The organism is Haloarcula taiwanensis (genome assembly GCA_002844335.1).
Taxonomy (GTDB): domain Archaea; phylum Halobacteriota; class Halobacteria; order Halobacteriales; family Haloarculaceae; genus Haloarcula; species Haloarcula taiwanensis.
On the sequence record CP019157.1, the window covers coordinates 1 to 22,337 of the forward strand.

At 59.7% G+C, this 22,337-nt stretch carries 22 protein-coding genes and 2 pseudogenes; 3 read left to right on the forward strand and 21 right to left on the reverse strand.

The window, feature by feature from the left end:
• Positions 1 to 40 precede the first annotated feature (40 nt).
• The 11 genes and pseudogenes from BVU17_18130 to BVU17_18180 form a co-directional block, all read right to left on the reverse strand.
• Positions 41 to 259, reverse strand: a complete 219-nt coding sequence (locus BVU17_18130) for a hypothetical protein (protein ID AUG49506.1) — start codon at positions 257 to 259, stop codon at positions 41 to 43.
• 24 nt (positions 260 to 283) lie between these two features.
• Positions 284 to 631: a hypothetical protein gene (locus BVU17_18135; protein ID AUG49507.1), complete on the reverse strand. Its 348-nt coding sequence runs from the start codon at positions 629 to 631 to the stop codon at positions 284 to 286.
• Positions 632 to 663: 32 nt separating this feature from the next.
• On the reverse strand, positions 664 to 870 hold the full coding sequence (locus BVU17_18140) for a hypothetical protein (GenBank protein ID AUG49508.1): 207 nt from the start codon (positions 868 to 870) through the stop codon (positions 664 to 666).
• Positions 867 to 1,190, reverse strand: coding sequence for a transcriptional regulator (locus BVU17_18145; protein AUG49509.1), 324 nt, complete (start codon positions 1,188 to 1,190; stop codon positions 867 to 869). Before BVU17_18145 ends, BVU17_18140 begins: the two co-directional genes overlap by 4 nt.
• Positions 1,187 to 1,495 (reverse strand): hypothetical protein, encoded by a 309-nt coding sequence (locus BVU17_18150; GenBank protein ID AUG49510.1) that lies wholly within the window; start codon positions 1,493 to 1,495, stop codon positions 1,187 to 1,189. Before BVU17_18150 ends, BVU17_18145 begins: the two co-directional genes overlap by 4 nt.
• Positions 1,495 to 5,454 (reverse strand): hypothetical protein, encoded by a 3,960-nt coding sequence (locus tag BVU17_18155; GenBank protein ID AUG49511.1) that lies wholly within the window; start codon positions 5,452 to 5,454, stop codon positions 1,495 to 1,497. Before BVU17_18155 ends, BVU17_18150 begins: the two co-directional genes overlap by 1 nt.
• Before the next feature lie 194 nt (positions 5,455 to 5,648).
• Positions 5,649 to 7,194, reverse strand: a pseudogene (locus BVU17_18160) (hypothetical protein).
• 2 nt (positions 7,195 to 7,196) lie between these two features.
• The gene (locus tag BVU17_18165) at positions 7,197 to 9,146 is read right to left on the reverse strand and encodes an MCM / cell division control protein 21 (protein ID AUG49512.1); all 1,950 of its coding nucleotides are present in this window, start codon (positions 9,144 to 9,146) and stop codon (positions 7,197 to 7,199) included.
• Positions 9,139 to 9,468 (reverse strand): hypothetical protein, encoded by a 330-nt coding sequence (locus BVU17_18170; protein ID AUG49513.1) that lies wholly within the window; start codon positions 9,466 to 9,468, stop codon positions 9,139 to 9,141. Before BVU17_18170 ends, BVU17_18165 begins: the two co-directional genes overlap by 8 nt.
• Positions 9,468 to 10,274, reverse strand: coding sequence for a hypothetical protein (locus BVU17_18175; GenBank protein ID AUG49514.1), 807 nt, complete (start codon positions 10,272 to 10,274; stop codon positions 9,468 to 9,470). Before BVU17_18175 ends, BVU17_18170 begins: the two co-directional genes overlap by 1 nt.
• Positions 10,261 to 11,970, reverse strand: coding sequence for a hypothetical protein (locus BVU17_18180; protein AUG49591.1), 1,710 nt, complete (start codon positions 11,968 to 11,970; stop codon positions 10,261 to 10,263). Before BVU17_18180 ends, BVU17_18175 begins: the two co-directional genes overlap by 14 nt.
• Before the next feature lie 174 nt (positions 11,971 to 12,144).
• On the opposite strand from BVU17_18180, the gene BVU17_18185 reads away from it, so the two are divergent.
• On the forward strand, positions 12,145 to 12,618 hold the full coding sequence (locus BVU17_18185) for a hypothetical protein (protein ID AUG49515.1): 474 nt from the start codon (positions 12,145 to 12,147) through the stop codon (positions 12,616 to 12,618).
• Positions 12,619 to 12,627: 9 nt separating this feature from the next.
• On the opposite strand, the gene BVU17_18190 is transcribed toward BVU17_18185, so the two are convergent.
• The 8 genes from BVU17_18190 to BVU17_18225 all read right to left on the reverse strand — a co-directional run bounded on the left by BVU17_18190 (position 12,628) and on the right by BVU17_18225 (position 15,952).
• Positions 12,628 to 12,912 (reverse strand): hypothetical protein, encoded by a 285-nt coding sequence (locus tag BVU17_18190; GenBank protein AUG49516.1) that lies wholly within the window; start codon positions 12,910 to 12,912, stop codon positions 12,628 to 12,630.
• Positions 12,912 to 13,370, reverse strand: coding sequence for a hypothetical protein (locus tag BVU17_18195; protein ID AUG49517.1), 459 nt, complete (start codon positions 13,368 to 13,370; stop codon positions 12,912 to 12,914). The genes BVU17_18190 and BVU17_18195 overlap by 1 nt, the downstream gene beginning before the upstream one ends.
• Positions 13,371 to 13,372: 2 nt before the next feature.
• Complete coding sequence (locus tag BVU17_18200) at positions 13,373 to 13,816, reverse strand: hypothetical protein (protein AUG49518.1); 444 nt, start codon at positions 13,814 to 13,816, stop codon at positions 13,373 to 13,375.
• A 36-nt stretch (positions 13,817 to 13,852) separates the two neighbouring features.
• Positions 13,853 to 14,134, reverse strand: a complete 282-nt coding sequence (locus BVU17_18205) for a hypothetical protein (GenBank protein ID AUG49519.1) — start codon at positions 14,132 to 14,134, stop codon at positions 13,853 to 13,855.
• The gene (locus tag BVU17_18210) at positions 14,131 to 14,643 is read right to left on the reverse strand and encodes a hypothetical protein (GenBank protein ID AUG49520.1); all 513 of its coding nucleotides are present in this window, start codon (positions 14,641 to 14,643) and stop codon (positions 14,131 to 14,133) included. Before BVU17_18210 ends, BVU17_18205 begins: the two co-directional genes overlap by 4 nt.
• A gap of 6 nt (positions 14,644 to 14,649) precedes the next feature.
• Complete coding sequence (locus BVU17_18215) at positions 14,650 to 15,078, reverse strand: hypothetical protein (protein ID AUG49592.1); 429 nt, start codon at positions 15,076 to 15,078, stop codon at positions 14,650 to 14,652.
• Between the two features lie 155 nt (positions 15,079 to 15,233).
• The gene (locus BVU17_18220; GenBank protein AUG49593.1) at positions 15,234 to 15,590 is read right to left on the reverse strand and encodes a hypothetical protein; all 357 of its coding nucleotides are present in this window, start codon (positions 15,588 to 15,590) and stop codon (positions 15,234 to 15,236) included.
• A gap of 182 nt (positions 15,591 to 15,772) precedes the next feature.
• On the reverse strand, positions 15,773 to 15,952 hold the full coding sequence (locus BVU17_18225; protein ID AUG49521.1) for a hypothetical protein: 180 nt from the start codon (positions 15,950 to 15,952) through the stop codon (positions 15,773 to 15,775).
• Between the two features lie 200 nt (positions 15,953 to 16,152).
• Here BVU17_18225 and BVU17_18230 point away from each other — a divergent pair, with 200 nt between their 5' ends.
• On the forward strand, positions 16,153 to 16,527 hold the full coding sequence (locus tag BVU17_18230) for a hypothetical protein (protein ID AUG49522.1): 375 nt from the start codon (positions 16,153 to 16,155) through the stop codon (positions 16,525 to 16,527).
• Between the two features lie 129 nt (positions 16,528 to 16,656).
• Positions 16,657 to 16,926, forward strand: a complete 270-nt coding sequence (locus BVU17_18235) for an AbrB family transcriptional regulator (protein ID AUG49523.1) — start codon at positions 16,657 to 16,659, stop codon at positions 16,924 to 16,926.
• Between the two features lie 2,816 nt (positions 16,927 to 19,742).
• Here the strand turns inward: BVU17_18235 and BVU17_18240 are convergent.
• Positions 19,743 to 20,215, reverse strand: a pseudogene (locus tag BVU17_18240) (transposase).
• A 993-nt stretch (positions 20,216 to 21,208) separates the two neighbouring features.
• On the reverse strand, positions 21,209 to 22,090 hold the full coding sequence (locus tag BVU17_18245) for a hypothetical protein (protein AUG49524.1): 882 nt from the start codon (positions 22,088 to 22,090) through the stop codon (positions 21,209 to 21,211).
• Between the last annotated feature and the right edge of the window lie 247 nt (positions 22,091 to 22,337).

Genomic DNA, 22,337 nt, shown 5'->3' on the forward strand with positions numbered 1-22,337 from the left:
AAGACAACGACTTCTAGAGGTATCCCAATTACCTCCTTACTCAGACAGGATCTCCCTGCATGAGCTGGACAACCGCGTAGCCGGCGACGACCAACACAAGCACGAAAACGTCGGGGGTAACCAGCGTCCTCAGTGGGGTTCCGCCACTGAATGTCTGCAGTGCCACGACACAATTGACCCCGACAATTGCGATCCATCGGCCAACTGTGAACTCACCGAGCCGCTGCAGTATGATGAACGACCCGACCGCGAGAGCCACTTAGCGATAGAACAGCGAAGAGCATCACGGCCCCTCCGTAAGAGTGCAGCCGGCGGTCAGCTGGCGCTCGGCGAGGACATCGGCTTCCCCACCGAAGTCAACCGCGACAGCAGTCACCGTCGAGTTCGCTGGCACGTCGAATCCCCACGTTGTCGGCCTGTCGATGGTCATGGAGGCCGTTTCACGGCCAGCGACATCTATCAGGATACGGTCAGCGCTTCCGGGGTCCGCGTGCCCGCGCAGATGGCAGTCCCCTGGCGAGACACTGTCAGCGCCAGAGAGTTCGACGGACGGGCCTGCAGTGTCCGAGAGCGCGCCGGCCGCCCCCATCGCGAGCGCCACCGCGACGAAGCCCAGCACGACCACGCCCACTACCCCAGGATGTGGCACGCAGATTCGCTTACTCATGCTGCCCTCCGGTCGACGGCCGGGTCCGTTTCATCGCCCCAGTAGGCTACCAACTGCCCGACAGCAAGACTCGACAGCGCGAGCCCCAGCCACCACAGCATCGGGCCGCCGATCCCGACCAGCCCCAGCCCGACGACCAGCGAAGCGAGCTTCCGTGGGTGACCGCGGGCTTCGGCAACCCACGAACCCTCGGGCACAATCACGAGTCTCCCCCCAGCGCCCGGTCAAGACTGTCCCGCATCCCGGCCAGCACCTCATGGCCGTCCTCGGTCACCGAGTACGTTTCTCGTCGCTTGTTCGGTCCCGACGCTTCGACCAGCCCCGCCGCTTCCAGTTCCGAGAGTTGTTCCCGGACCCAGCGGTCACTCGTGCCGAGTCCCTCCTGTGCTTTCTGTGCGATGAGTCCGCGCCAGCCGTCGCCGTCGTGGGCTTCGACCACAAGCAGGCAGGTCTGTGCGACCGGCGAGAGGTTCGCGAAGGCCGCCCAGTCCGGGTCGTCCTCGACGCCACCGAGGTCCGTCATCCAAGCACCTCCGTTGTGAGCCAGTCGACGGCCCCTTTCCCGGCCACGTCCCACGCGGTGCCAGCCCCAGAGACGATATCACCGATCATCTGGCCCACGTCGACGCTGACCCAGCCCGTCGCCATCCCCAGCACGAGTGCCCCGACGGTGAGCGCGCCAAACGTCGCGACTGTGCCGACGGCCGCCACCAGCCCGCCGATGATACTCTTGATACGCCGGAACTTGTAGCCGCCGTACACGACAGCAGTGACCAGCGCCACCTCTTTCCCGAACTCGGCAACGAGCGCGCCGAACCAGTCGAACATCAGTCGTCACTCCCTCTGTTGCCGCCACTGCGACGAGCGATGATGTTCACCTGCGGTTGGTCGTCATCGGGCGAGTTGTTCGCGCGATACTCTCGCACGAGTTGGATGACCGCGAAGCCAGCGATGACCACCACCAGCACGAACGCATCGGAGTTCACCAGCGCTGTCAGCAGGTCGCCCTCACCGAGCCATTGCAGCGCCAAAACACCGAGTACACCGACAATCGCAATCCACCGGGCCGTCGTGAACTCGCCGATCCGCTGCAGGAATACGAGCGATCCGATAGCGAGACCGGTGACCGCCAGCATCGCGCCCAGTTCCGGTCCGATATCGATGTAGCCCGACTGAATGGCTGCCACCAGTGCCGCCGCGCCGACAGCGCTGGTCAATATGGTGTTCTCACCGAGCGTGACGATGGCGTCACCGAGCGCTTCGATGCTGCTGGTGACGCCGTCCTCGACGATCCCGCCGACGCGGGGCAGCTGTCCGGCAGCCGCCCCGGCGCTGGCCGCGAGTGAGTCAACCACGTTACGGGAGCGCTTGGGCCGCCGGCCGATCACGAACAGCATCGCAATCGAGCCGAACAGTGCGACCAGCCCGACGAGGTTGCCCTGGTCGGCCGCGCCGAAGATTGTCGACGCCCCGTCCGGGTTGGCCGTCGGTGCCGACGCCGTTTTGACTCGAATCACCGAATCGATGTTGTCTTTCGGCACCGTCATCGGCTCACGGCCTTGCACGCGGTCGAATCGCTTGGTCGTGTCAACCTCATAGACGCCGTACCACGAGCCCTCGGTCGCGCCCAGATACTCGACGGTGAACGACTCACCCGAGCGCTGTCCCGGAGCGACGGTAAACGCCGGGCTGGTGGCGTTCGTCTGTTGTTCTGGCACGCTCGCCCGGATAGTGCCATTGACCGGCGAGAGTTGAACGGGTGCGGTTCGGACGCCGACCTCGCTGCCTGCAGTGGCTTCCGGGAAGTGAACCCGCTGGGCGTGGCGTGTCGAGAGTTCGGCGTAATCGCCCTCTGCTGAGTAACTCTCGTTGACGCCGTAGTGAAGCTGCTGGGACTGTGACGTGTTCCCGACACTGATGTAGGAATCGCTGGCCCAGCTGTCCAGCCGGACCCGCGAATCGAGATCAGTCCCGACGGGTGTCGCATCGAGGACAGTCACCGCGCCGTTGTGAACGTCGACCTTCGAGCCGACCGAGCGCACTTCGACGGTCGTTCCCTTCGGGACGGTGCCGCCGGTCAGTTCGGCAATGTCGATCTGCAGTTCGGTGCCCTGCATGGTGCGGGCCGACGCCGGTATCTGGGTCCAGCTCCCGGACTGCCCGACCCGCACTTCGAGCGACCGCAGGGAGATGATGTTCTGTGCGTGCGGTATCGTCAGCGTGGCACTCTCGCGGCTGGAAAGGTACGTTCGCGAGATGTTGTAGCGCTCGCTGAACGCTTCGTCTTGGAAGGTGACCGCCCGCCGGGTCGTCAGCTCGTGCTGGTAGTCAACGTCGACGGTCGGCGCTGGGGCATCAGTGCCGGTGTCGCCATCGCCAGCGACGACGGTGACGTTGTTCTGGCCGGACTGCAGCCAGCTCTGATTCGCCGTGAGCGTCGTCGTGTCGTCTTGGCTGAGCGTGCCGGACATCCGCACCGGCTGGCCGTTGATAATGACACCAGCGTCCTCGGTGACCGTGCGTTCCGTGTAGCCGATAGCCACGTCGACAGCGCCCGACTGCGTGCCGACTGTGGCATTGCTGACCGACGAGTCGAACTGGTCAATCTGGACGGTCTGCGATTCGCCCTCATTGAGCTTGCCCAAGTATTCCGCTTCGGCCATGCCGTCGCCGTCGATATCCAGCGTTGGGTCCTCGGTCGTCGTGGTGACCGTCGAGCCGGCTTCGACGCCGACCTTGTGGCCGGTCGCCACCTGTGCGGTTTGTGACCCGGACTGGATGTCCGGCAGCGACCGCGTAACCGTCTCGCCATCCATCAGGACGCCGTCATACGAGGCATCAGCCGTCCCGTCGCCGTTGATATCTATCGACGGGTTCTTTGTCGCCGTGCGCTCGGTGAACGAGAGGTCTGTATCGACTTTACCATCGTCAAGTGAGACCGTCGCAGTGTGTGAGCCGGTTGGGACGTTCGATGCGCTGACCGTCGCTGTCTGTCCTGGTTGAAGGATGCCAGAGTAGCTTGCATCGGTGGAGCCGTCGCCGTTGATGTCGATGCTCGGGTTTTCGGTTCCGGTACGGGCTGTATAATCAAGCGAGTAGTCGACTGCCCCAGCACCGCTCACGGATATACTGTCACCCAGAGCGACCGGGAAACTCTTAGTTTGCGACCCTCCACCCTCCACAAAAAAGCTCTTAGACGTGCCGCTGCCCGCCGAAATTGTCACATCTGCCCCGGTTTTGTAATCAATATGGATGTACGAATCGTAGGTATATCCGTCGTAGACGAATGATTGAGCACCGCCACCGCTCCGTTCAAAATGGATATCATGGTCTGGACTCTTGTCTTTTTTAACGGAGAGAGTGACATTATCCGAATTTTTTGGGTCCCATGTCTCAATATCGACGGTTTTGGTTCGCTTGTTGAAACTCACTCCAGACGCCACTAGCGTCCCTTCAGTGTGGTCTTCGTCTACTCCTTCACGAGTGAGATATATTTCATAGGACCCACCACTAGAATATTCCTCCATATGAAATGTAATCTCAGTAATTGCCGAATTTGGAACCCGTTTTAATTCGGATGACCACTTATTACCAGCTACGTAGGTATGCTCTCCCTGAGAGTATGAGTCTCCGCCAGAGACGGTGAGTTGCTCGTTGCTCGGGTTTAGGTTTCCTTCGAGGTTCAGCGAGTCCGACCCGCCAGCCGATAGCGTGCCACTGTCTGAGGCCGATTTTAACGACGAATCTCCTTTAAACGTCACCGACACGTCGTTCGCCAGAGTGTTCCCATCTGCCGTGTAGCTGAACGTGTCGCCGTTGGCAAGGTTCGAGGCTGAAACCGTCCGGCGGTTTGATGTCGACTTACCGATGAACGTCGTGGAAACGTTCGTCGCTGGCTGGTTCCCATCGATATTGTAATCGATAGTCTCACCGTCCGACAGCGTTGTCGAGAACAGTCCCGCGTCCGTCGTGGTCTGTTCGACGCCCGTGAACGTCACTTCGGGATTGCGTGGCTCGAGGTTGTCGCCAGCGACAGACAGTGGAATCAGCTGGCTGTCGATCGCACCGATGACCTGTTTCGTGTCGCGTTCGGTGTTGACCTGCCCGGTCAGCGTTATCTCGGGGTCCGTCGCACTGTCGAGGTCCCGAACCTCATACAGGTGGGTCGTGCCGGTCGTCGCCGGCTGACCGTCGATCTGCAGTGTCCCGCCGAACGTGATCGTGTTCGTCGAGAACCCGCTCACCCAGAACTGGGCTTCGCCATCGCGGACGTGCACCTCTTCTTGATATACCGCGCCGGACTCATGCACGACACCGACGACGGCTGGCACCGACCCGTGCTGTTGTTCCAGCCAGTCCGTTGAGACGCCGACCCAGCGTCCGTCGTGGGTTCGGTCGTCAGTCAGATTCAGCGCGGGCTCGCCGTCGACAGTCGTTGTCGACGCCCGGAGTGTCTGTGCGCCCGCCGAGGCCGACAGCGACGGTTTGGTCGTGTTACTCTCGACGTGCGTGTCTGGTACCTTCGACAATGGTTTGTCTGGGTCGCGTGGCGCGGTACTCAGCTCTTCGATAGGGTCGCTGGCTGGCTCGGCTGGCGTCGACGCTGACTCTGCCTGCTGGCCGTCAGCAGTCGGCGTCGAGTAGACGGTCCCGCTGTTCGCGTCGTCGGGGGCGTTCGACTGTGGTGCGAACAGCATCGGCGCGGCGACGGACACGACGACGACCGCCAGCGCCATGCCGACAATCGACAGTTGTTCGCGAGAGAGTGGCAGGTCATCACTGTCCATCAGAATCACCTCCAACAGCGTTCAGGGGGGTCCCCCCTTCCGTTCCTGTTCCAGATACGCGCGCGTACCGTACGGAACTTTTCTTCCGCTCGCGGTGATCGGGGCCGCGGCGCCCGCCAATCCGGCCGCCACAGCCGATTGTCGTGAACGTAAAAGGCCGGTCGATATCGGTCATGACTAGCGGCGTTGCTGGGTCAGTCATCGGCCACGACCTCCGGTCGCGCCGGGGCCAGTGCGTCTCGGGATGCGTGCCGCCACGATCTCCGTGCTACTGTCGGGGTTGAACATAATATCATAGTGGTTCTGGGTCGTTTTGATCGGGTTCTCCGGGAACGTGCCGTCAGCATACGGGCTCGAAAGTTGCTCGAGCACCTCTGGCGCGTCACCAGAGATATCGATGATGCCGTCGCCGGGCGCGAGGACACGCAGCTCGTGCACAGCGCCACCGGCCGCGCGGTACTCGTTGAGAATTGTCGGCTGGTCCTCGTCGTCGGTCGCCACCTGAAGCTCCTCGACGACCATGCCGTCGTCGTCGCTGGTCGACACGTCGACGGCTTCTGGAATCCCGAGCCGCAGCTGGAACTCTGGCGTGTCGTGTGGGTAGCCGAGGTCCGAGAACTGGAACTCCGAGAACCGGTTCTCGTTGTAGCACAGCCCGAAGCCAATTGGTCGCTTCGAGAGGAGATCGTTGTCTTGCTCGATATCGCGGAACGGCTTTGGAGCCTCGCTCTTGGTCGTCCGATTCCCGCGTTCATTATTCGACAGCTCGACCCAGAAGTCGAACTCTTTGAGCCAGTGATTATGGACGTCTTGTTCGTGGTGGCCGTAGCCGATTAGCGACAGCCCAGCCGACCGCATTTCCTTCGAGATGTTCGCCATGATCCGCACGCACTCATACGTCCAGTGGCCGGATTCACCGCCAGACGCAGATTCCGGAGCGACCATGCCGAACTCGTCGATATGCGCGGTCATCCAGTTACGCTCGCCATCATCGTCAACACGGAGTCCATCGAACGTGCGAGCGGCCAAGAACCCGAACCACCAGTGCGATGCCGGCGTCGGGTTCGCCTCGTTTTTCGGCACGAACTCAGGCTGCTTGACTGTCGCATCCGCCGTCGACAGCGCATCCTCACATTTCCGGAAGTACGGGTCCGGGAACACCACGTTGTACGTGCCCTTAGGGTGATCCTGTAGCCGCTCAACGAGTTCATAAACGTCACTGTAGTATCGCACGTCCCGACAGAGTTCGTCGGGATCGGGCTCGCCACGGTCGACCACTTCCATCCACCGGCCTTCGATATCGACACCACTGGGCAGCCACAGCGTTGTCCAGTCACGCATCCGTCGCCAGTCCGAGCTTTTCTGCCGTCCATTTCTGACGATACGCTCATCGTTGTGTTCCATCTGGTACGTGGCAAACTGGTCAGCGACGGTCGATTTCCCGGAGCCCTTCGGGGCTTCAACCATCGTCAGTGACGCTCCGGGTGAGCTCACCGTCGACGGCCCCTCTGCAGCGCTCTCGATATGCACGAGAAAGTCCGGGTACACGCCCGATAGCGCCGCTCCCTCGCGTGGATAGAACGCCTCTGGGTCGAACGCCGGGATATCGAACCGGGTTCGAATCTCTTCAGCGTCCTCGTTCCACATCGGGTCTGGCTCGTTGCCATAGACGATCTGTGCGCCCTGTTTCGTCTGTTCGGTGAATCCGTCCTGTTCTGACTTTGGTTTTCTCTGTGACATCGTTAGCTCACTCCAGTCAAATCAGCCGGCTCACGGCGGTTCACGTCGCCCCCGCCGAGCCCGGCGTTGTGGACAATCGGGATATCGAGGTCGGCCAGCGACCGGCTGACCATTTCCTTCGCGACTTCGACATCCGCCATCGTAATCTCTTCACGCAGGTTCGCCCGAGCGCTCGCCTGTGCGACACGTCGAGCGGCCCCGAGCTTGCGGGCAGTCACGGGTACGGGCGGGCCATGATACCGGCCGTCCGCGTCCGCGAGTGCATCGCGATAGCGCTCGGGCAGCGCCATCTTTTGCTCTTCAAACCACGCGGCCAGCGCCTCGATGACCCTGTCGTTCGCGGGCGTGGGATGCAGCTGTCGGGCCCGCATCAGGACTGCACGGTACTCATCCATCGATAGCACTGGGTCGATAGCATCGGCGTCAGCCGTGTCGAGTGCCTGCCCAGTCGCGTCTTTCAGCGATGCTGACCACGTCCGAATCATCGACTCAGCCAGTTCCCGGACGTGTTCGCGGTCCTGCTTCGACCGCATCTGCATGATAAGGTCAAACCGCGACAGCAGCGGGCTGTTGATGCCCAGCGCGTCGACCAGCGACTCGTCACCAGCGAAGTGACCACCGAGCGGGTTGCACACGCCCAGCAGCCCGCACTCGGCTGGGAGCGTCATCGACTGGCCGGCCAGCGACAGTGGCAGTATCTGGTCGGCCAGCGCCGAGTGCATCTTTTCGATGGCGTCCTCGCCAGCCTTGTCCAGCTCGTCGACGACCGCGATCCCCTCGTGGGCGCGCACCAGCACGCCGGGCTCGATGCTGAACCCGCCGTCGGAAAAGTCGTCTTTCACCGCCGCCGCGGTCAGTCCCGGCCCCGACACACGCTCGCCGCTCGCGAACGCCGACCGGGGCGCGACCGCCGCGGCCCACTTCGCCAGCACGGACTTCCCTGTGCCCGGGTCGCCGGGTAGCAGGACGTGAACGTCGCCCCGATAGTGCGAGCCGTCCGGCCCGTCGAACGTCGACGCGCTGACCAGCTGCAGCACGAGCCCGCGAACCACCTGCCGGTCCCGTGGGTGCGAGCCCGACACGAACTTCGGGGCTGCAGCCGCCATCAGCACATCCGCAGTCGACGGGTTCTCGATATCCACGTCGAAGGACTCCGGGCGCTCGCGAAGGCGCTCGAAGAGGTCCCGCTGGTCGGCCGTGAACTCTGCGTCCTGATAGGTCTGGCCGGCCGCTTGCACGGAGTTCACGACGACCTGTGGCTCGGGAATCGGCCCGCCACCGCGGAACTGCAGCTCACCAACGAGCACCACGTCCTGACAGTTCGCGATGGCCCCATGTCCCGCGAGGTCGCCCTGCAGGTGCGCGATGATATCCGATGTGTCACCGCCCAGTGCCGCGCTGCTGGGATTCTCTAACAGGAGCTTCTGATAGTCCTCATAGCGGGACTGGTCGGGATTGATCCGGAACGGGCCTTTCATCTCACAGCCGACGCACTCGAAGGGCTCGATGTACTGTCCGGGCTCGAATGGTATCCGGGTGAGGGTGCCGCAGCGCTGGCACTCGAAGGCCGCTTCGACGAGCCGCGGCTGCACCTGCGTTCGCTTCGCGACCTGCCCTTCGAGCGCCAGCAGTTGCCCACGTCGGTCGCTCGGTGAGAACTCCCCGGGCGCGGTCGTGTGGGACTCAGGCAGGTTCTCGAAGCGCGGTGTCGCCTGCCCCAGCGACGTGTCGACCGGCAGCGGCGTGTCCGTGATGCCCGCTTCGACGTACTCAAGCATCGAATCGGGCGCATCGAGGATATCTTCGGCCAGCGTTGGGTCCCATCGCGCGAGCGCTGTCCAGTCCAGCGTCAGCGACGTGTCATCAGGATAGCGCTGGGCCAGCAGCGCCACCTTGTCGCTGACCTGCCAGCGGAGATACTGAGCGACCCGCTCGGACAGCTCGTCAGTCATCGCTGTCCTCCGTGGTCGGCGTGACCGAGTCGCGCCACTCTTCGAGTCGGGCAACGAGGTCCTCGACGAGCGCGCGCTCCTGGTCGGTGACGCCATCCCAGTTGACCGCCATCCCGGCAGCCCGGAACGACGCCAGTTTCAGGAGCTTCCCGGCCCGCTCGTCGGCCAGTTCGGTCGTCAGTTGCACCGCGTCGTCGGTGTCGATCTCCCCGTCGTCGACGGCAGTCTGTGTGCGCTCGAAGATTGTCGGTTCGGCCAGCTGGACGAGTGACGCCGCGTCCTGTTCGCGAGCCCGGGCCGCCCGGATTGCTTCGATATCCATTATCCCGGCGGCACCTCCTTGGCGCGGCCAGCAACGTCGGCCAGTTCGTTGCTATTGGTCACGAGTTCCGACAGCGACGAGTTCATCGCCGGGAATATCTCGCTGGCCAGCAGCCACTCAAGCCGGACTGACGGCCCGCGAGTCAGTGAGTGCCACCAGTCGCCGTGGCGGTCCAGCACGTCCTCGATGAACCCGCTACGGACGTGCCCTTCGGTCATGTGGATGATATCCTCAGCCCACGCCATCACCTCAGACTCGACGCGGGGCGGGTCCCGTAGCGTCCACCGAAGCATCCCATGCTGTTCGACGGCGCGCTGATGCAATCGTGGCCGCCCAGCGACGTACTGAATCCGTTCGGCGTCTTTGACGCCCTCTTCATCAGAGAACTCCCCGACCCGCTCACGCAGCAGTTCAGTGGCGTCCTGAAACGCCGGCAGCAGCACCTTCCGAATGAGCCGCCGCCGGAACGCATCAGCAGTCTCGTCGTCGCTGGGTGCCTGGTCACAGATTGCGACCCGGTCGTCCGCATCTGCCATGAGGCAAGCGACTTCCCAGCGGTCTTGCACGAGCTCCTCGTGCCACGTCTCCGGGGTTTGCCCGCCCGACACCACGTCGACGGCGTGGCACCACTCCAAGACCTCGGTGCGACTCTGGAACCCATCGCGAAGGGACTGCTGCAGGTGCCGCTGCTGGGCGCGCAGCGAGTCGAGCCCAGCTGCGAACGAGCGGTCGACCGACCCGTCGTCGCTCGCGAGCCATTTGAGGGCATGATGCCCGTCGGCCGCCATCGGGTCAGTCATCCGCATCAACCCCCTGTTGTGGCGACGACGGCGAGAGGTTCGTTGACGGGTTGTTCCCGCCGTGTTCGTCGTCGAGCGCTTTCTGAATCTCCGTGCGAACACGGTCGACGATCTGCTGGCCTTTCTCGTGGTCAGACCATTCCAGCTCGGTGACTGCCTGCAGAACTTGGTCGAAGGTCTTGCGCTCTTCGTACTCGTGGCGCTCGGTCTGGACCTGTGCCTGCACGTCGTTCCAGTGGGACGGTCCCCAGTCGACTTCGAGCGAGCCGTCACGGGCTTCGTGGCCCTCGATCAGCGCCGGCAGCATTGCCAGCCCCAGCCCGATAATCGACGAGCCCAGCGCCGCGACTGTCCCGAGGTAGACCGCTGCCCCGCCACCCAGCGCTATCGCGATGAATCGCCAGTTCCGACGGGCTACCCAGTTTGACACCGTTGCCGAGATAGCCGCCGGCAGTGCCGCGATGCCCTCACCTTCGGGCGGGTCCGCGAGGTCCGCTTCGTCGACCTCTTTCGTCAGTGTTGGCGAGAACTTCAGCCGCGCCGGCTTGTGCCGCAGCACCTTGTCGGACTCTGGGTCGACCTCGAAGAGTTGGTCGAGGTCGCCTTCGCCGCTGTCGTAGGACTTCCAGTCCTCGGTCGGTATCTTCGCCGGGTCAGCCCAGTAGCGGGCCAGCATCGGCCGAAGGCCGGCTATCGGCGCGTACAACTGGTCGCCGTGTCGGTACACAGACTTGATTTTGTTCGGCACACGCCGCGTCCCGACCGTTTCGTCACCACTCGGTGAGATAGCGCCCTGCCGGAGTTTTCGCTGGAAAAACCCGGCTTTCGAGAGGTCGCTGTCCCGGATGGAAAGCATCACCGGCAACGCCAGCAATCCCATCAGGATGCCGACCGCGATGGGTGCGTTCGCGAGGATAATCGACGTTTGCCACGTACCAACTATCGCTGCGATGCCGATCACGACGGCGACCACGCCGGCCCAGTAACTCACTCCTTTTAGCGTCCCGAGAATCGTTCGCGAGAGGATGTGCTTCGCTGATGCCCCCGAGAACATGATGCCACAGATAGCCGGGATAATCAGATTCAGCGCACCCCAGCGCCAGAGGTCGCCTTTCGAGTTCGTCGGGTAGGCCGGGGATGCCGTCAGCGGGTTCGTTTGGTGCGCGAACCGCCAGCGTGCGCCTTCGACCCGGCTGCCGTCTTGTTCCAGCCACGCCGTTGCCTGCCACTGCTGGTCGTAATGGGACTGCAGTTTCAGCTTCGACGCCGAGTAACCGCTATCTGCCTCGAAGCTAATCCGCTGGACAGTCTGGTTCGCCGCGTAGGTCTGCTGTGTCCCGTTGACGCTCGTCGTCCGCTCTTGCCAGAACACCACGACGAACTCGTAGTCACCGACACTCTCGCCGAATGCGGATGTGTAGGCCAGCAGGTAGTCCGTTTTGAGTGCCTGATTCCGACCGAGCGGCTGGTAGGACGACTGGGCCGGATTCAACGGCAGGTACTTCAGCACGATCCCCCCGGTCGGGAGCATCCGCGTCGATTCCGGCGGCCCCTGTGAGCCACCACTTGATATCTGGTCGCCGCCCGTCCGCAGCTCCGAGATGTTGAACGGTCCCGGCGCTGTCCAGTCGCTCGACGCGCTGTCGCCCGTCTCGTTGGTCGCTTGGTAGTGTCCGTCAGCCACCGCTGCCGATGCGGGCATCGCGAACGCGCCCGCCACGGTGACAGCGACGAGGACGACCGCAACACTAACCGCGGCGACGGCGGCCCTATCACCTCCCGAGAGTGCGTGTCTGCTCACGGTTAGCCCCCCGACAGAGCGCTCGCGACGCCGTTGACGTAGTCTGTCGTTGCCTCCGGGGCCACGAACATCGCGATGGCGACGAGCCCGACCGCGGCCAGCATGACCGCACCCCAGCCCGAGATGTTAATCTGCATCCACCGCCTCCTCTGCAGCCGCGCCCGTGTACAGCGCCAGCCCCACGACCAGCGCCGCCAGGAACACGATGAGCGTCTCTTTCGCCGTCAGTCCGAGAACCACTGTACCACCGCCAGCCAGTGCGCCAGCCCCGATGAACGACGCCGCCGCGCTCCAGAGGAATCCGCCGGCATACACGCCACCGAAAAAGCCGCCCACCAGTCCCGTCGTCAGCCGGGCCGGGCGGCCTTTGAACCACTTGATCGGGTAGGCTGTCTTTGTCAGCACCGACGTGTACTCGCCGATCACGTAGAACACCATCCCGATGATGGCCCAGCCGGTCACCGTTGCCGTCGTCACGTCTGGCATCGGCTCACCTCCACGCTGTCCGCCGTTCTTGCTCGATACGTCCGCTTGATGTGTTCGTTCTGAATCATGAGTTTAGCCGTCCGTTCGGTTGTCAATCTGTTCGCGAGCTTTCAGCAGCAGTTTCAGCAACAACAGCGCCGCCAGCCCAGCGACGAACTTCGAGGCCGTCGCCTGCGTGATCGGCAGGACCGGCGTGGAGCTGACCAACAACGTCGCCCCGTAGAACAACTGTCCGAGGTTCGCCCAGCCCCACTGCAGTAGCACCGCTAGCACGTCGAACTGGAATGCCCCGAACAGTGTCGTCGCCGTTGCCGTTGCCGCACTTGCTGGGTGGGTGAGAAAGTCTTTGAGCGACATCAGTTGATGAAGGCACCTCCGCCGGGGATGAAGTCCAGCGCAATCTCGATGGCTGTCCGCAGGTACGTCGAGTACGCGACCACGACAATCGCGAACACAATCGCCGCGCCCAGCAGTCCCGCCGGTCCCGTCCAGTTGAAAAAGTCGATTAGCAACTGGACACCAGAGCCGATGACACTGAGCACTGGCTCACCGATTGCGGACCCAGCGTCGATGAGCGTCGTCGCGATGACGACCGGCACATCCACGAGCCCGAGGTCACCAACTGTCGACGACCGCGAATGGCCGAAAAACACGTAGTTGATGGCCCAGAGGACTTTCTCAACGACTCCCTCGACGCCGTTCAGCAGCGGCGTCAAGATGAGCCCCAGAATGAAGCCGGTCGGAGAGGACGCGAATGCTTTCAGCGACGGCGGGAGGGCAGGGCCATCGCCGCCGCCGTTGGATGACTGTGACACTGTCAGTCACCCCCGGAAAGCCGTTGGGCTCCCTCTCGAAGGCCGCGCACGACGACGAACAGCGTCAACAGGGTGAACCCCACCGCAACGAGGTAGCCCCAGAGTCCGAACTGTTCGACGCTGCTGGCCCAGAGGTCCTGTTGATACCACTGCAGAATCGGGACGAACAGCTCACCCAGCACGCCCGATCCTGTCGGGGTCTCGCCGGTCGACACTTCCCCGACGAACGACGTTGCGCCCTCGATGAGCCGCTCCGGGATGCCGAACAGCTCGTCGATATACCGCCGAAGGCCGATGTACACCGTCGCGACCGTCGACAGGAGTATCGACGCGCCGACGCGAGTCCAGTTGACCGGGTTCGCCGTATCGACGATGCGGTAATCTTCAAACTTCGAGTTGGAGTCGGCGTTATTAATCAAGCCCGTCAGCCCCGAGTCATCAGCCATCGGCAGCGACCTCCGAGTTGTGGGGCTGGCGAGCCGTCATTCGTCGACCGTCTCCTCCTCAGTTAGGCGGTCTGCCAGCCACTCTGGCACCGACATCGGCGGCATGGGCGGACCAGACCGCTCTAATCGGATAAACGAGGCAATCAACCAAGCGCTGCTGGCAGCAGCGACGATGCCTGCCGACAGCACAGGATTCGTCGCGAATGGACGAACGATGAGGGTTGCAATGGCGGCACTGAAGTCGGCAGTCGGGACCACCACAACGGACCCAAACAGCAATACGACCACTCCCAGCAAGTCAAGCTGGCGAGCCGTCATTCGTCTATCGTCTCCTCCTCTTCGACGCCGAAGATATCCGTTGGCACGTCGATAGGCAGGCCCGGCAGCACATCGCCAGTCTCGTCCTCACGGAGATAGCGCACGACTGCGTACAGCCCGATCATCACCAGCCCGACAGTCACTGGGAACGCGAACAGTCCGGCCAACGTCTCGCCCAGAACCGAACGCAGGACGGTTTCCGAGACATCCGCACCAGCAATCAGCAGATTCCCGGGAGCCTCGAAGAGCCCAGTCAGCAATGACCCAATCGCATCGCCCGCGTTGTTGAACGGCTGGGCAAAGAAGTTCGCCACCGCGTTGATGACATCAATGACTGCGACGACTGGCGAGACAATCAGGCCGACAATCGACGCAGACAGCACTTTACCCGCGTCTCCACCATTCTGAAGGAAGTTCGTGATGCCGCTCAGAGACTCCTGTCCGCTGCCGTCACCGAGGCTAAGACTCGGATCATCGCTGCCTCCGCCATCAGCACCGGTCTGGTTCATCCCGTCTCACCCCGCAATCCGGCGCTTGATCGGGTCGAACAGCCCCAGTAGGAACGCCGCCGCCCCCAGCAGCGCTGCAATGAGGATGTTCACCGGCGTCAGCAGGCCATCCCCGCCACCGCCGAAGATGCCACCGCCGCCCGATTCCTGCTGGACGATCTCGCCGATCTCGATGGACTCCGCAGATTCGGAGTCGCTGTCCGTGCCGTCCTCTTCGACGAGGATACGGTAGCTGTCGTACTCCGACGAGTCAACGGCGAAGGTTTTCTCCGTGGTCTCGCCGCTGGCCGCCGACACCTGCCCAGAGTCAACCTGCGTAGTGATGCCGTCAGACACGCCATAGACAGTGTAATCGACGCTCTGCCCGCTGGTGTTGGTCACTTCGAGGTAGACCTGCTGGGTCTGGTTGTCCACTGCGACGGTCTTGTCCGCCAGCGTGTCCGAGGTCGAAGTCTCCGTCGCTGTCGCGGTCTCGGTCGTCGCTGCGGCCGCGCCGCCAACGCCAGCGACGGCCATGCTGGCACAGATAAGGCCAGCCAGCAGCAGCGCAATCGGTCGTGAACTGTTCTTGTCAGTCGAGAATAGTCCTATCATAGGTCTGAATCCCCGGTTTCGGGCTGGGGAACGCCCTGGTTGTCTGTCTGTTCGGTGCCGCCGTCGGTGGCCGCCAGCCGGGCAGCTGCAGTCGAGTCGTCAACCCTCGACGGACTCTGCAGCCGCCGTCGGTCAGCATCGGCATCAGCGCAATCGCCAGAACAGTAGTAGAAGGCCGCTTGTCGTCGGAGCATCACCACCGACAGCGGCCCGAGTCGGCCCCGCCGCGGGCCCGAACTGCAGTGGACGACGGTATGCTCGTCAAAGCTGTCCCGGCCGGAGTGGTTGACAATCCGGTCGCCACAGTGGTCGCACGAGCCATCTACCTCCGGCGTGGCAACCTCATAGGCCACATAGCCGCCCAGCAGGGCAGCACCGACGCCGACGACCAGTCCGTCGACGATGCCGCCGCCGACAGTTGCCGCAGTCATCAGCGTCCAGCCGGCGTAGGCCAGCCCAGTGGCGGCGAGTCCGATACCGAGCCAGCCGACCACCGAGAGGTCCGACCGGCGCGCGTTGTCGACTTCGATGACGCTCACACGCCACCTCCAGCGATCAGGGTTGCTGTGAGATCCCGACTCGCGCCGGCAATCTCATGCCGTGTTCGCACGCGTCGACGGGTGTCGACCCTGTGCCATTCGGTTCGATACGGTTGATACGCGGGCTTGGCCGCGTTGGCCGGCGATTGTCGGTCGCCGGGGTCGTGTTCGCGCATGGGTAGGGGTACTGTCCGAAGCTAGACTACGGACGCGACGGGAGTCGCGATGGCCGGATAAACACCCTAGTAAAATTACAAGAGTCTGTACGATGCTGTCAGGGCCTGAAACACTGCTGTAAGATGCTGTAAGAGCTATGTAAGAGTTGACTGCCACCTGAGCCGATGGCTTTATTCTAGAATGTTGCCAATGAAGTCATATGTCACAGACAGCGATTCTGGGGCGGGACATTATCCTACGGGGGCAGGTTTCACTGTATTTGAGCATTGACGCTGACTGGGTGTCCCGTGCGGGGCTTGATATGGAAGACACGTGCCGACTGCAGCTTGGCGGTGTTGAGGATGGCGCACTGACTGTCACGCTGTTTATCGACCAAGATTACAGCGATAGTGACAACCCACCGGGACAGTTCGACATCGATCCCGTCGACGTCCAAACGGACATTCAGTGGTGCCTGCCCTCCGACATCCGTCACGACCGTGGGATTACCGGAGAGTTCGGGTACAATGCGGAGTATCTCGGCGACGGCCGCATTGAGTACCGTTTGGTGTCTCCGTCCGCTCGTGATGACTGACTGCTGGCGTGACTGGTGGGCTCGTTATCGTCGGTTCTGGCTGCTATGGAGGGCATATCTCTCAATTAGTGCTCATCCGGAGGTACATGTGGCGCAACATGTATGACGTACGCAGCGGTACTACCGAGTATGGCAGCAGACGACGCTCCTGAAGAGACAAAGGTTAGCGACCGGGGGATGGTTACGATTCCGGCATCGCTGCGTCGTCGGCTCGATATCGAGCCAGGCGACAAACTCCGCTGGGACACTGACGATGATGGGACGCTCGTCGTAGAGGTTGTCAAGCAACACTACGGTGCGTTTGATGACTTTGAGCCTGTCTCGATGGGTGGCGATGGGCAAGAGACGCACGACCTCGCTGGACATGAGGATGAGTCTGGCTTTACCAGTAGATGGTAGCGCGATTTCTTTATTCAGTATCGGGCAGAAACTAAGATGAGCTAATTCCAAGATGAAGAATGAGGAATACTAGGCCGAGGTGTTTTGATAATTATTGTCATATAACCGGCATTCGGTGCCGAATATTGAGCAAGTCAGCAGTTAGATCCCATTGGCTCCGGGCAATACTCTCGAATAATCTACTCACCGAGCGTGCATATCGTTCACTCCAGACCTAAAGAATCTACAACCTTCCCTAGACCCTCAGGACGCTGGACTGGATTGCCATCTTCATCAAGATCTGTTGGTGGGCCACCAGGTTGATATGCTGCAAATGCGGTGTGATATTTTTCACTGACTATTCTATATTTCATTTCGTCGGACTCAACTTTTTGGACACCTGGAGACAAAGAATTTAATTTCATTATTGCTTCGATTTCGGACACACCCCATATATCAGACATTTCTTCTGGAGTAACTTCTTGCTCCATTCGGTCAAGTAATTCATCAGGTAACTCAGCTTCTCCGGCCGAAGGCATTACCTCTGGATGGGTAGTAACGAATTCGAGGATCTTGTAGACCGCCAGTCCGCCAGTGATACTTATCCCAATATCTCTCAAAACCCCAAGTACTCTATCATTCAAATCTGGTGATTGTTCCCGTTCACCAATATATTTAATCAAATCAGCCTCATCAGCTTTGTCGATAAGCAAAAGATGACACTCTGGATCTAATATCCCCGTGCCTAGTCCCTCCTGATAATGATGCTCTGCAACCATATTTTCTGCTAACTCCCCTATTTTATCACCATTTATGTCAATTATATTTTCATCAACTAATTCCTCTACTTCCTTTTCTATTACAGCACTTAAATTAGAAGAATACGGAACAAATACTAAATAATCTTCCTCTCTCTCTTGGCCGAGTGCGACTAACTTCAGTTCACAGTCTACTTCCCCTTGTAAATCCTCCTGTATTCTATCAGCGTTTTCTGGAACATCAAAGAACACTCGACCCTGCGAGTCAAGCTGTACCGTTTCTTCATCGTAATTAAGGCTTGTCGGTGATGGAGTTGACCCATCAGAGCATTCATAGTAGTTCACATACTCCCCTGCCGAGTGGCCTATAAGCATAACATCAACATCACACGCCAGTTTTATTAATTTTGAATTTACAGTAGTTGGTAGCACAATTTCTTCATATCAGTTGTTGGCAATGTGGTCGAAGTTATTCAGGGTGAGATCGGAAAGTTAAGTCGTGATTTGAGAGCACTCGTAGTTTGTGAATCCCAACGCATTTCCCATCAGTACGATTATAATACCTCTCCATCGGACGATGGGTTTCAATTGCAATCTGATCAAGATTTTAAACAGCAGCCTCACCCGAGAAACTGATTTACATTCCAACAGGCAGTCATAATGCGTTACTCAAAACACATTCGCAGGATGTGATTCGCTCATTCTGCTCCGGATCAAGGTCAGAACGTATGCTGAACTCCTTATCACTATCCGCTTCCACAGTTATCTCTGATGATGGGGTTGTGAGCAAAATGTCGTCTTCAGTATAGAGCTTAGCAATAACGAAGACAGTCACATCCACACTACTCGTATTTTGAATTACCCCTTTTGCCACAGTACGGTCGGTGTCAAATTCACATTTGCTGAGATCAAGACCCCTGAGATTCCCCTTTCGAGGCACCCATGAATCTACTGTCCATTCGACGGAAAACTCCGCTTCCTCAGCCTCTTCAGGTACAATCATTTTCACCGGAAGTGCGCCTTCAAAAGCACTTCCGCCATATTCCTTATTGTATCTAAACCTATGTGTTCCCCACTGCTGTTGTGGTGGACGCGTTTCCCAATACTCACCCGCATCCAGAGAATAGGCACGGAAAGTCACCGTTCCAAGGATGACATCTTCGCCCTCATGTAGTAGATAGAGAGTTCCTTTAATGCTGACTGACCGCTGCTCCTCAAGATCGTTGCTCAATAGGACACTAGCAACCGGATTAATGATAGTTTCCGAGTTTGTTTCATTTTCCCGCTCTAGCTTAGAATGGATTACTCGAACATCATCTGTTGAAAGATCAATGCCAAGTCGAGTATCTATTTGACTCACCGTGAAGGAGCGTAGATTACCGTAGATCTTGCCCAAATAGCGATACCAGGCATTCCAGAACCGTGGCGGGTTGTGGTTGATCTCTATTTCATCGTAACCAACATCAAACTCAATTACGCCTTTCCGAGGACTGTACGATTGACATCCAGCAGAATACTCTAACTGATACGTTTCGAACTGTTCAAGATGGATTTCTCCATAAAATATGGGAAATTCTGCCTCGTTATACACAGTGTCCTCAATGAAAATGTGATTTATCTCACCAGAAGCTAAAAAATAGGTATCGATATCATGGCGGATATCAAGAACAGAGTCTACTTTGCGCACAACGTCTTCAGAATCGGTTTGAGTATTCTCGTCTTCGTTTTCTTCTGTGTCAGATACCTCCTCATCGGAATCATCATCTTTCTCATCGGAGTCCTTCGTAGAGACTGACACGTCCCAGTCTATTCTTCTCCGCTGTTTTCCAAAGTTCCAATCAGGTAACCGCATTTCAATATAAGTGTCTTCAGCATATCGAAACCCATTATTAACAATAATAAAATTTAGATGGCTCTTCACACCATCATCGCGGAGGAAATCTCGTTCCTTCTCCACTTTCAACTGGATTCTAGGTCGTTGAATTATGAATTTATGAATCCCAATTGATGCAGTGAGTATTGTGAGTATTATGCCCGCAATTTGAAGATCAGTTGGTGACGTTGTTGGCATTTATTCACCTATACTTCCTTTCGGAGGAAGAAGTCCTTCCTAATCATCTTACTGTACTCAGCCAGCTCACCCTCACCGATTTCTCCAATTTCGATTTGTTTTGGGTCGTCAGTCATGTTACTCAAGAATACGACCGCCTTCCAGTATTTCCCGTCTTCACCCAAGTCGTGATCGCCATCCCGGTCGGCACCAACCGCGTTCGCCACTGTCCACATGTTGTACAGCAGCACCGCGTACCCGAACAGGAACATCCGGTGTTCGATCTGACCCGACCTGATTGTGGCAAGAACCGATTCTTGATCACCCGATATGAAGTCTTTACACCCCATCTTCCGCGGAATTTCTCAGCCAGAACTTCCGCGCCGTTTCGTTCATCAGTGGCGAATTCGCGCGGGTCACGATTAGTGTAGAACTGCGTCAGTGCGTCAGTTGGGTCGCCAAAGTCCTCTTTCTGGAGACGCGACTTCTTCTCTTCCGGCAGTACGAATATGTAGTCCCGTCCGTCCTTGACGTCGCCGACGCCCCACCGGAAGTCGTCCCACTCCTTGTCTTCTTCGATGAACCGCTCTTTGACCTCCTGAAGTTTGTCTGAGCCCTTCTTCCCCTTGATGATGAAATCGGCCTCGCTCCGGACGTTGTTCGCCACGCCGCCCTGGTAGAACTCGCTGTCCAGATAGACCCAATCGATGTCGAACTTTGCCGTTGCGAACCGGAGCAGTCGGTCTACGACGCTATCCAAGTTCGAGGCCGACTTCACCGGTAGCGACACGACCGTGATCGGCGTGTTCGTGCCGACGAGAGCCAGCGTAGCGAACTTCCACGCGTAGGCGTAGTTGCGACCGGCCTTCGTCCCCGAGACCCACTCGGGTATCTCGCCGTCTTCGTACTTGCCGAACCACGGCCACGGCGTCACGTCGATGGCGACTTCCACCGTGTCCCCGAAGTAGTCGTACTCCTCTTCGAGCAGCTGAATCATCGACTCGTTCGCCGCCAGATACATCGACATAATTTCCCGGCGGTCGGACTTCGAGACGTGAGTGAGGAAGTTTCGGCGCTTTGGCGGTTCGCCGCTCCACATCCACGGCTTCCCCTCGATCACCTCCTGTGACGTCTGCATGGTCGTCCCGTGGAGGCAGGCGACATCGAGCAGCTTGAACATCACGCGGTTCCGTGAATAAAGAAATGTATTCACAACAACTGATATCACTCGACTAGAGACGGCGGATAATCCGTTCTAGTGAACCGCTAGACGGAGCTTGATCCAACTTTGCCGTCACACCCGTTGTGAACGACTGAACTGCTCTGGTCGCTCCGTTCGTGTTACGACCACTCACTACACTCCTGAAAACAGGGGGTCGCTCCCGGTTCCTGCAGCTAGCAGACAGCGGCGTCAGCGGCGGCAGGGCACGTGCCACCGCGTCCAACAGCGTCGGATCAGTGGCGATTGTCGTTCTATTCGGTGTGTGTCACAGGGTTAGGGCGAGGACTCCACCACAACGGGTGTGACGCCACCCATCGTGGCTTTGTGGTCGCTGTTCTCCAACAGATCGAGGCCGACGTAGCGCTTCTCAAGCAACCCTTCGGCTGTTGCCGTATCCATCGCGAGAATCTCGGTTTGCGTCTGGTCGCGTCCGACCTGCCGGGTTTTCTCGACGATGTCGCCGCCGCCGATCTCGATCAGTTTCTCCCAGACGCGCTTGATTGTCTGGCGATGGGGTTCCTTCCCGAGTTCGGCGGTCAGGGCCGTCTCGATATCGTTTTTCGTCATGAACACGCCGCTGCCGTCGGTTCGTGTCGTGGCAAATTCCGGCCAGCGCTTGGCGATGCTGATGGCACGGTAGGTGTTCTGGCGGTTCGAGCGCTCGACGAACATCGTCTTGACTTTCGACTGCCGGCAGTTCGCGAAGAAATCAAGCGGCGAACTGCTGGGTTCGATGCCCTCGGGCAGTTGCTCGGCGTCTTCCTGGTGGTCGCTATCGGCTTCGAGTTGCTGGGCTTTCGCGATGGCACTCTTGGCGACATCGTGGGTCGCCTCCTGCTGAGTTTCGAGATCGTCGAGGCGCTGGTCGTTCGTGGCGGCGTTGCCGACCGCTGTGGTCGCAACGTCATGGGTCCGTTCGACGTCGTCCTCCAGGTCGTCGACGCGTTCCTGGAGGCCCTCGATGGTCCCGACCAGCAGCTCAAGAACACTCGAAACGGGGGGTGGCACTTCCTCGTCGAGCGCCGTGACGAATGACTGGAGTTCGTTGATGTCCACCCCATCTTCTCTGATATCCATGCCGAGTTCGTCGGCGAGCGCTTGATCGGTGGCTGTGCTGTCGGTCCCGCTGTCGTCGTTGGTGGGTTGTCGTGGCATTGTGACCACAGTGCCCGTCCCCGGAATCGAACCGGGCAGTGCCGACCACGGCACGGGCTATCGGCGACGTAGCGGGCGTTATCCCGACGCGGTAGTTGGCTCGTGGCAATGCCGGGTAGTCCAGCGAATTTGCCTTGTGGCAACAAACTGGAAGCAACCAGCACCACTCATTGGGTGGCTCCGGTGTCGGTGGATTCAGACGCCTGTCGCCACCCCGGTGGCTCGCAGTCGTCTAAATCGACGCCGT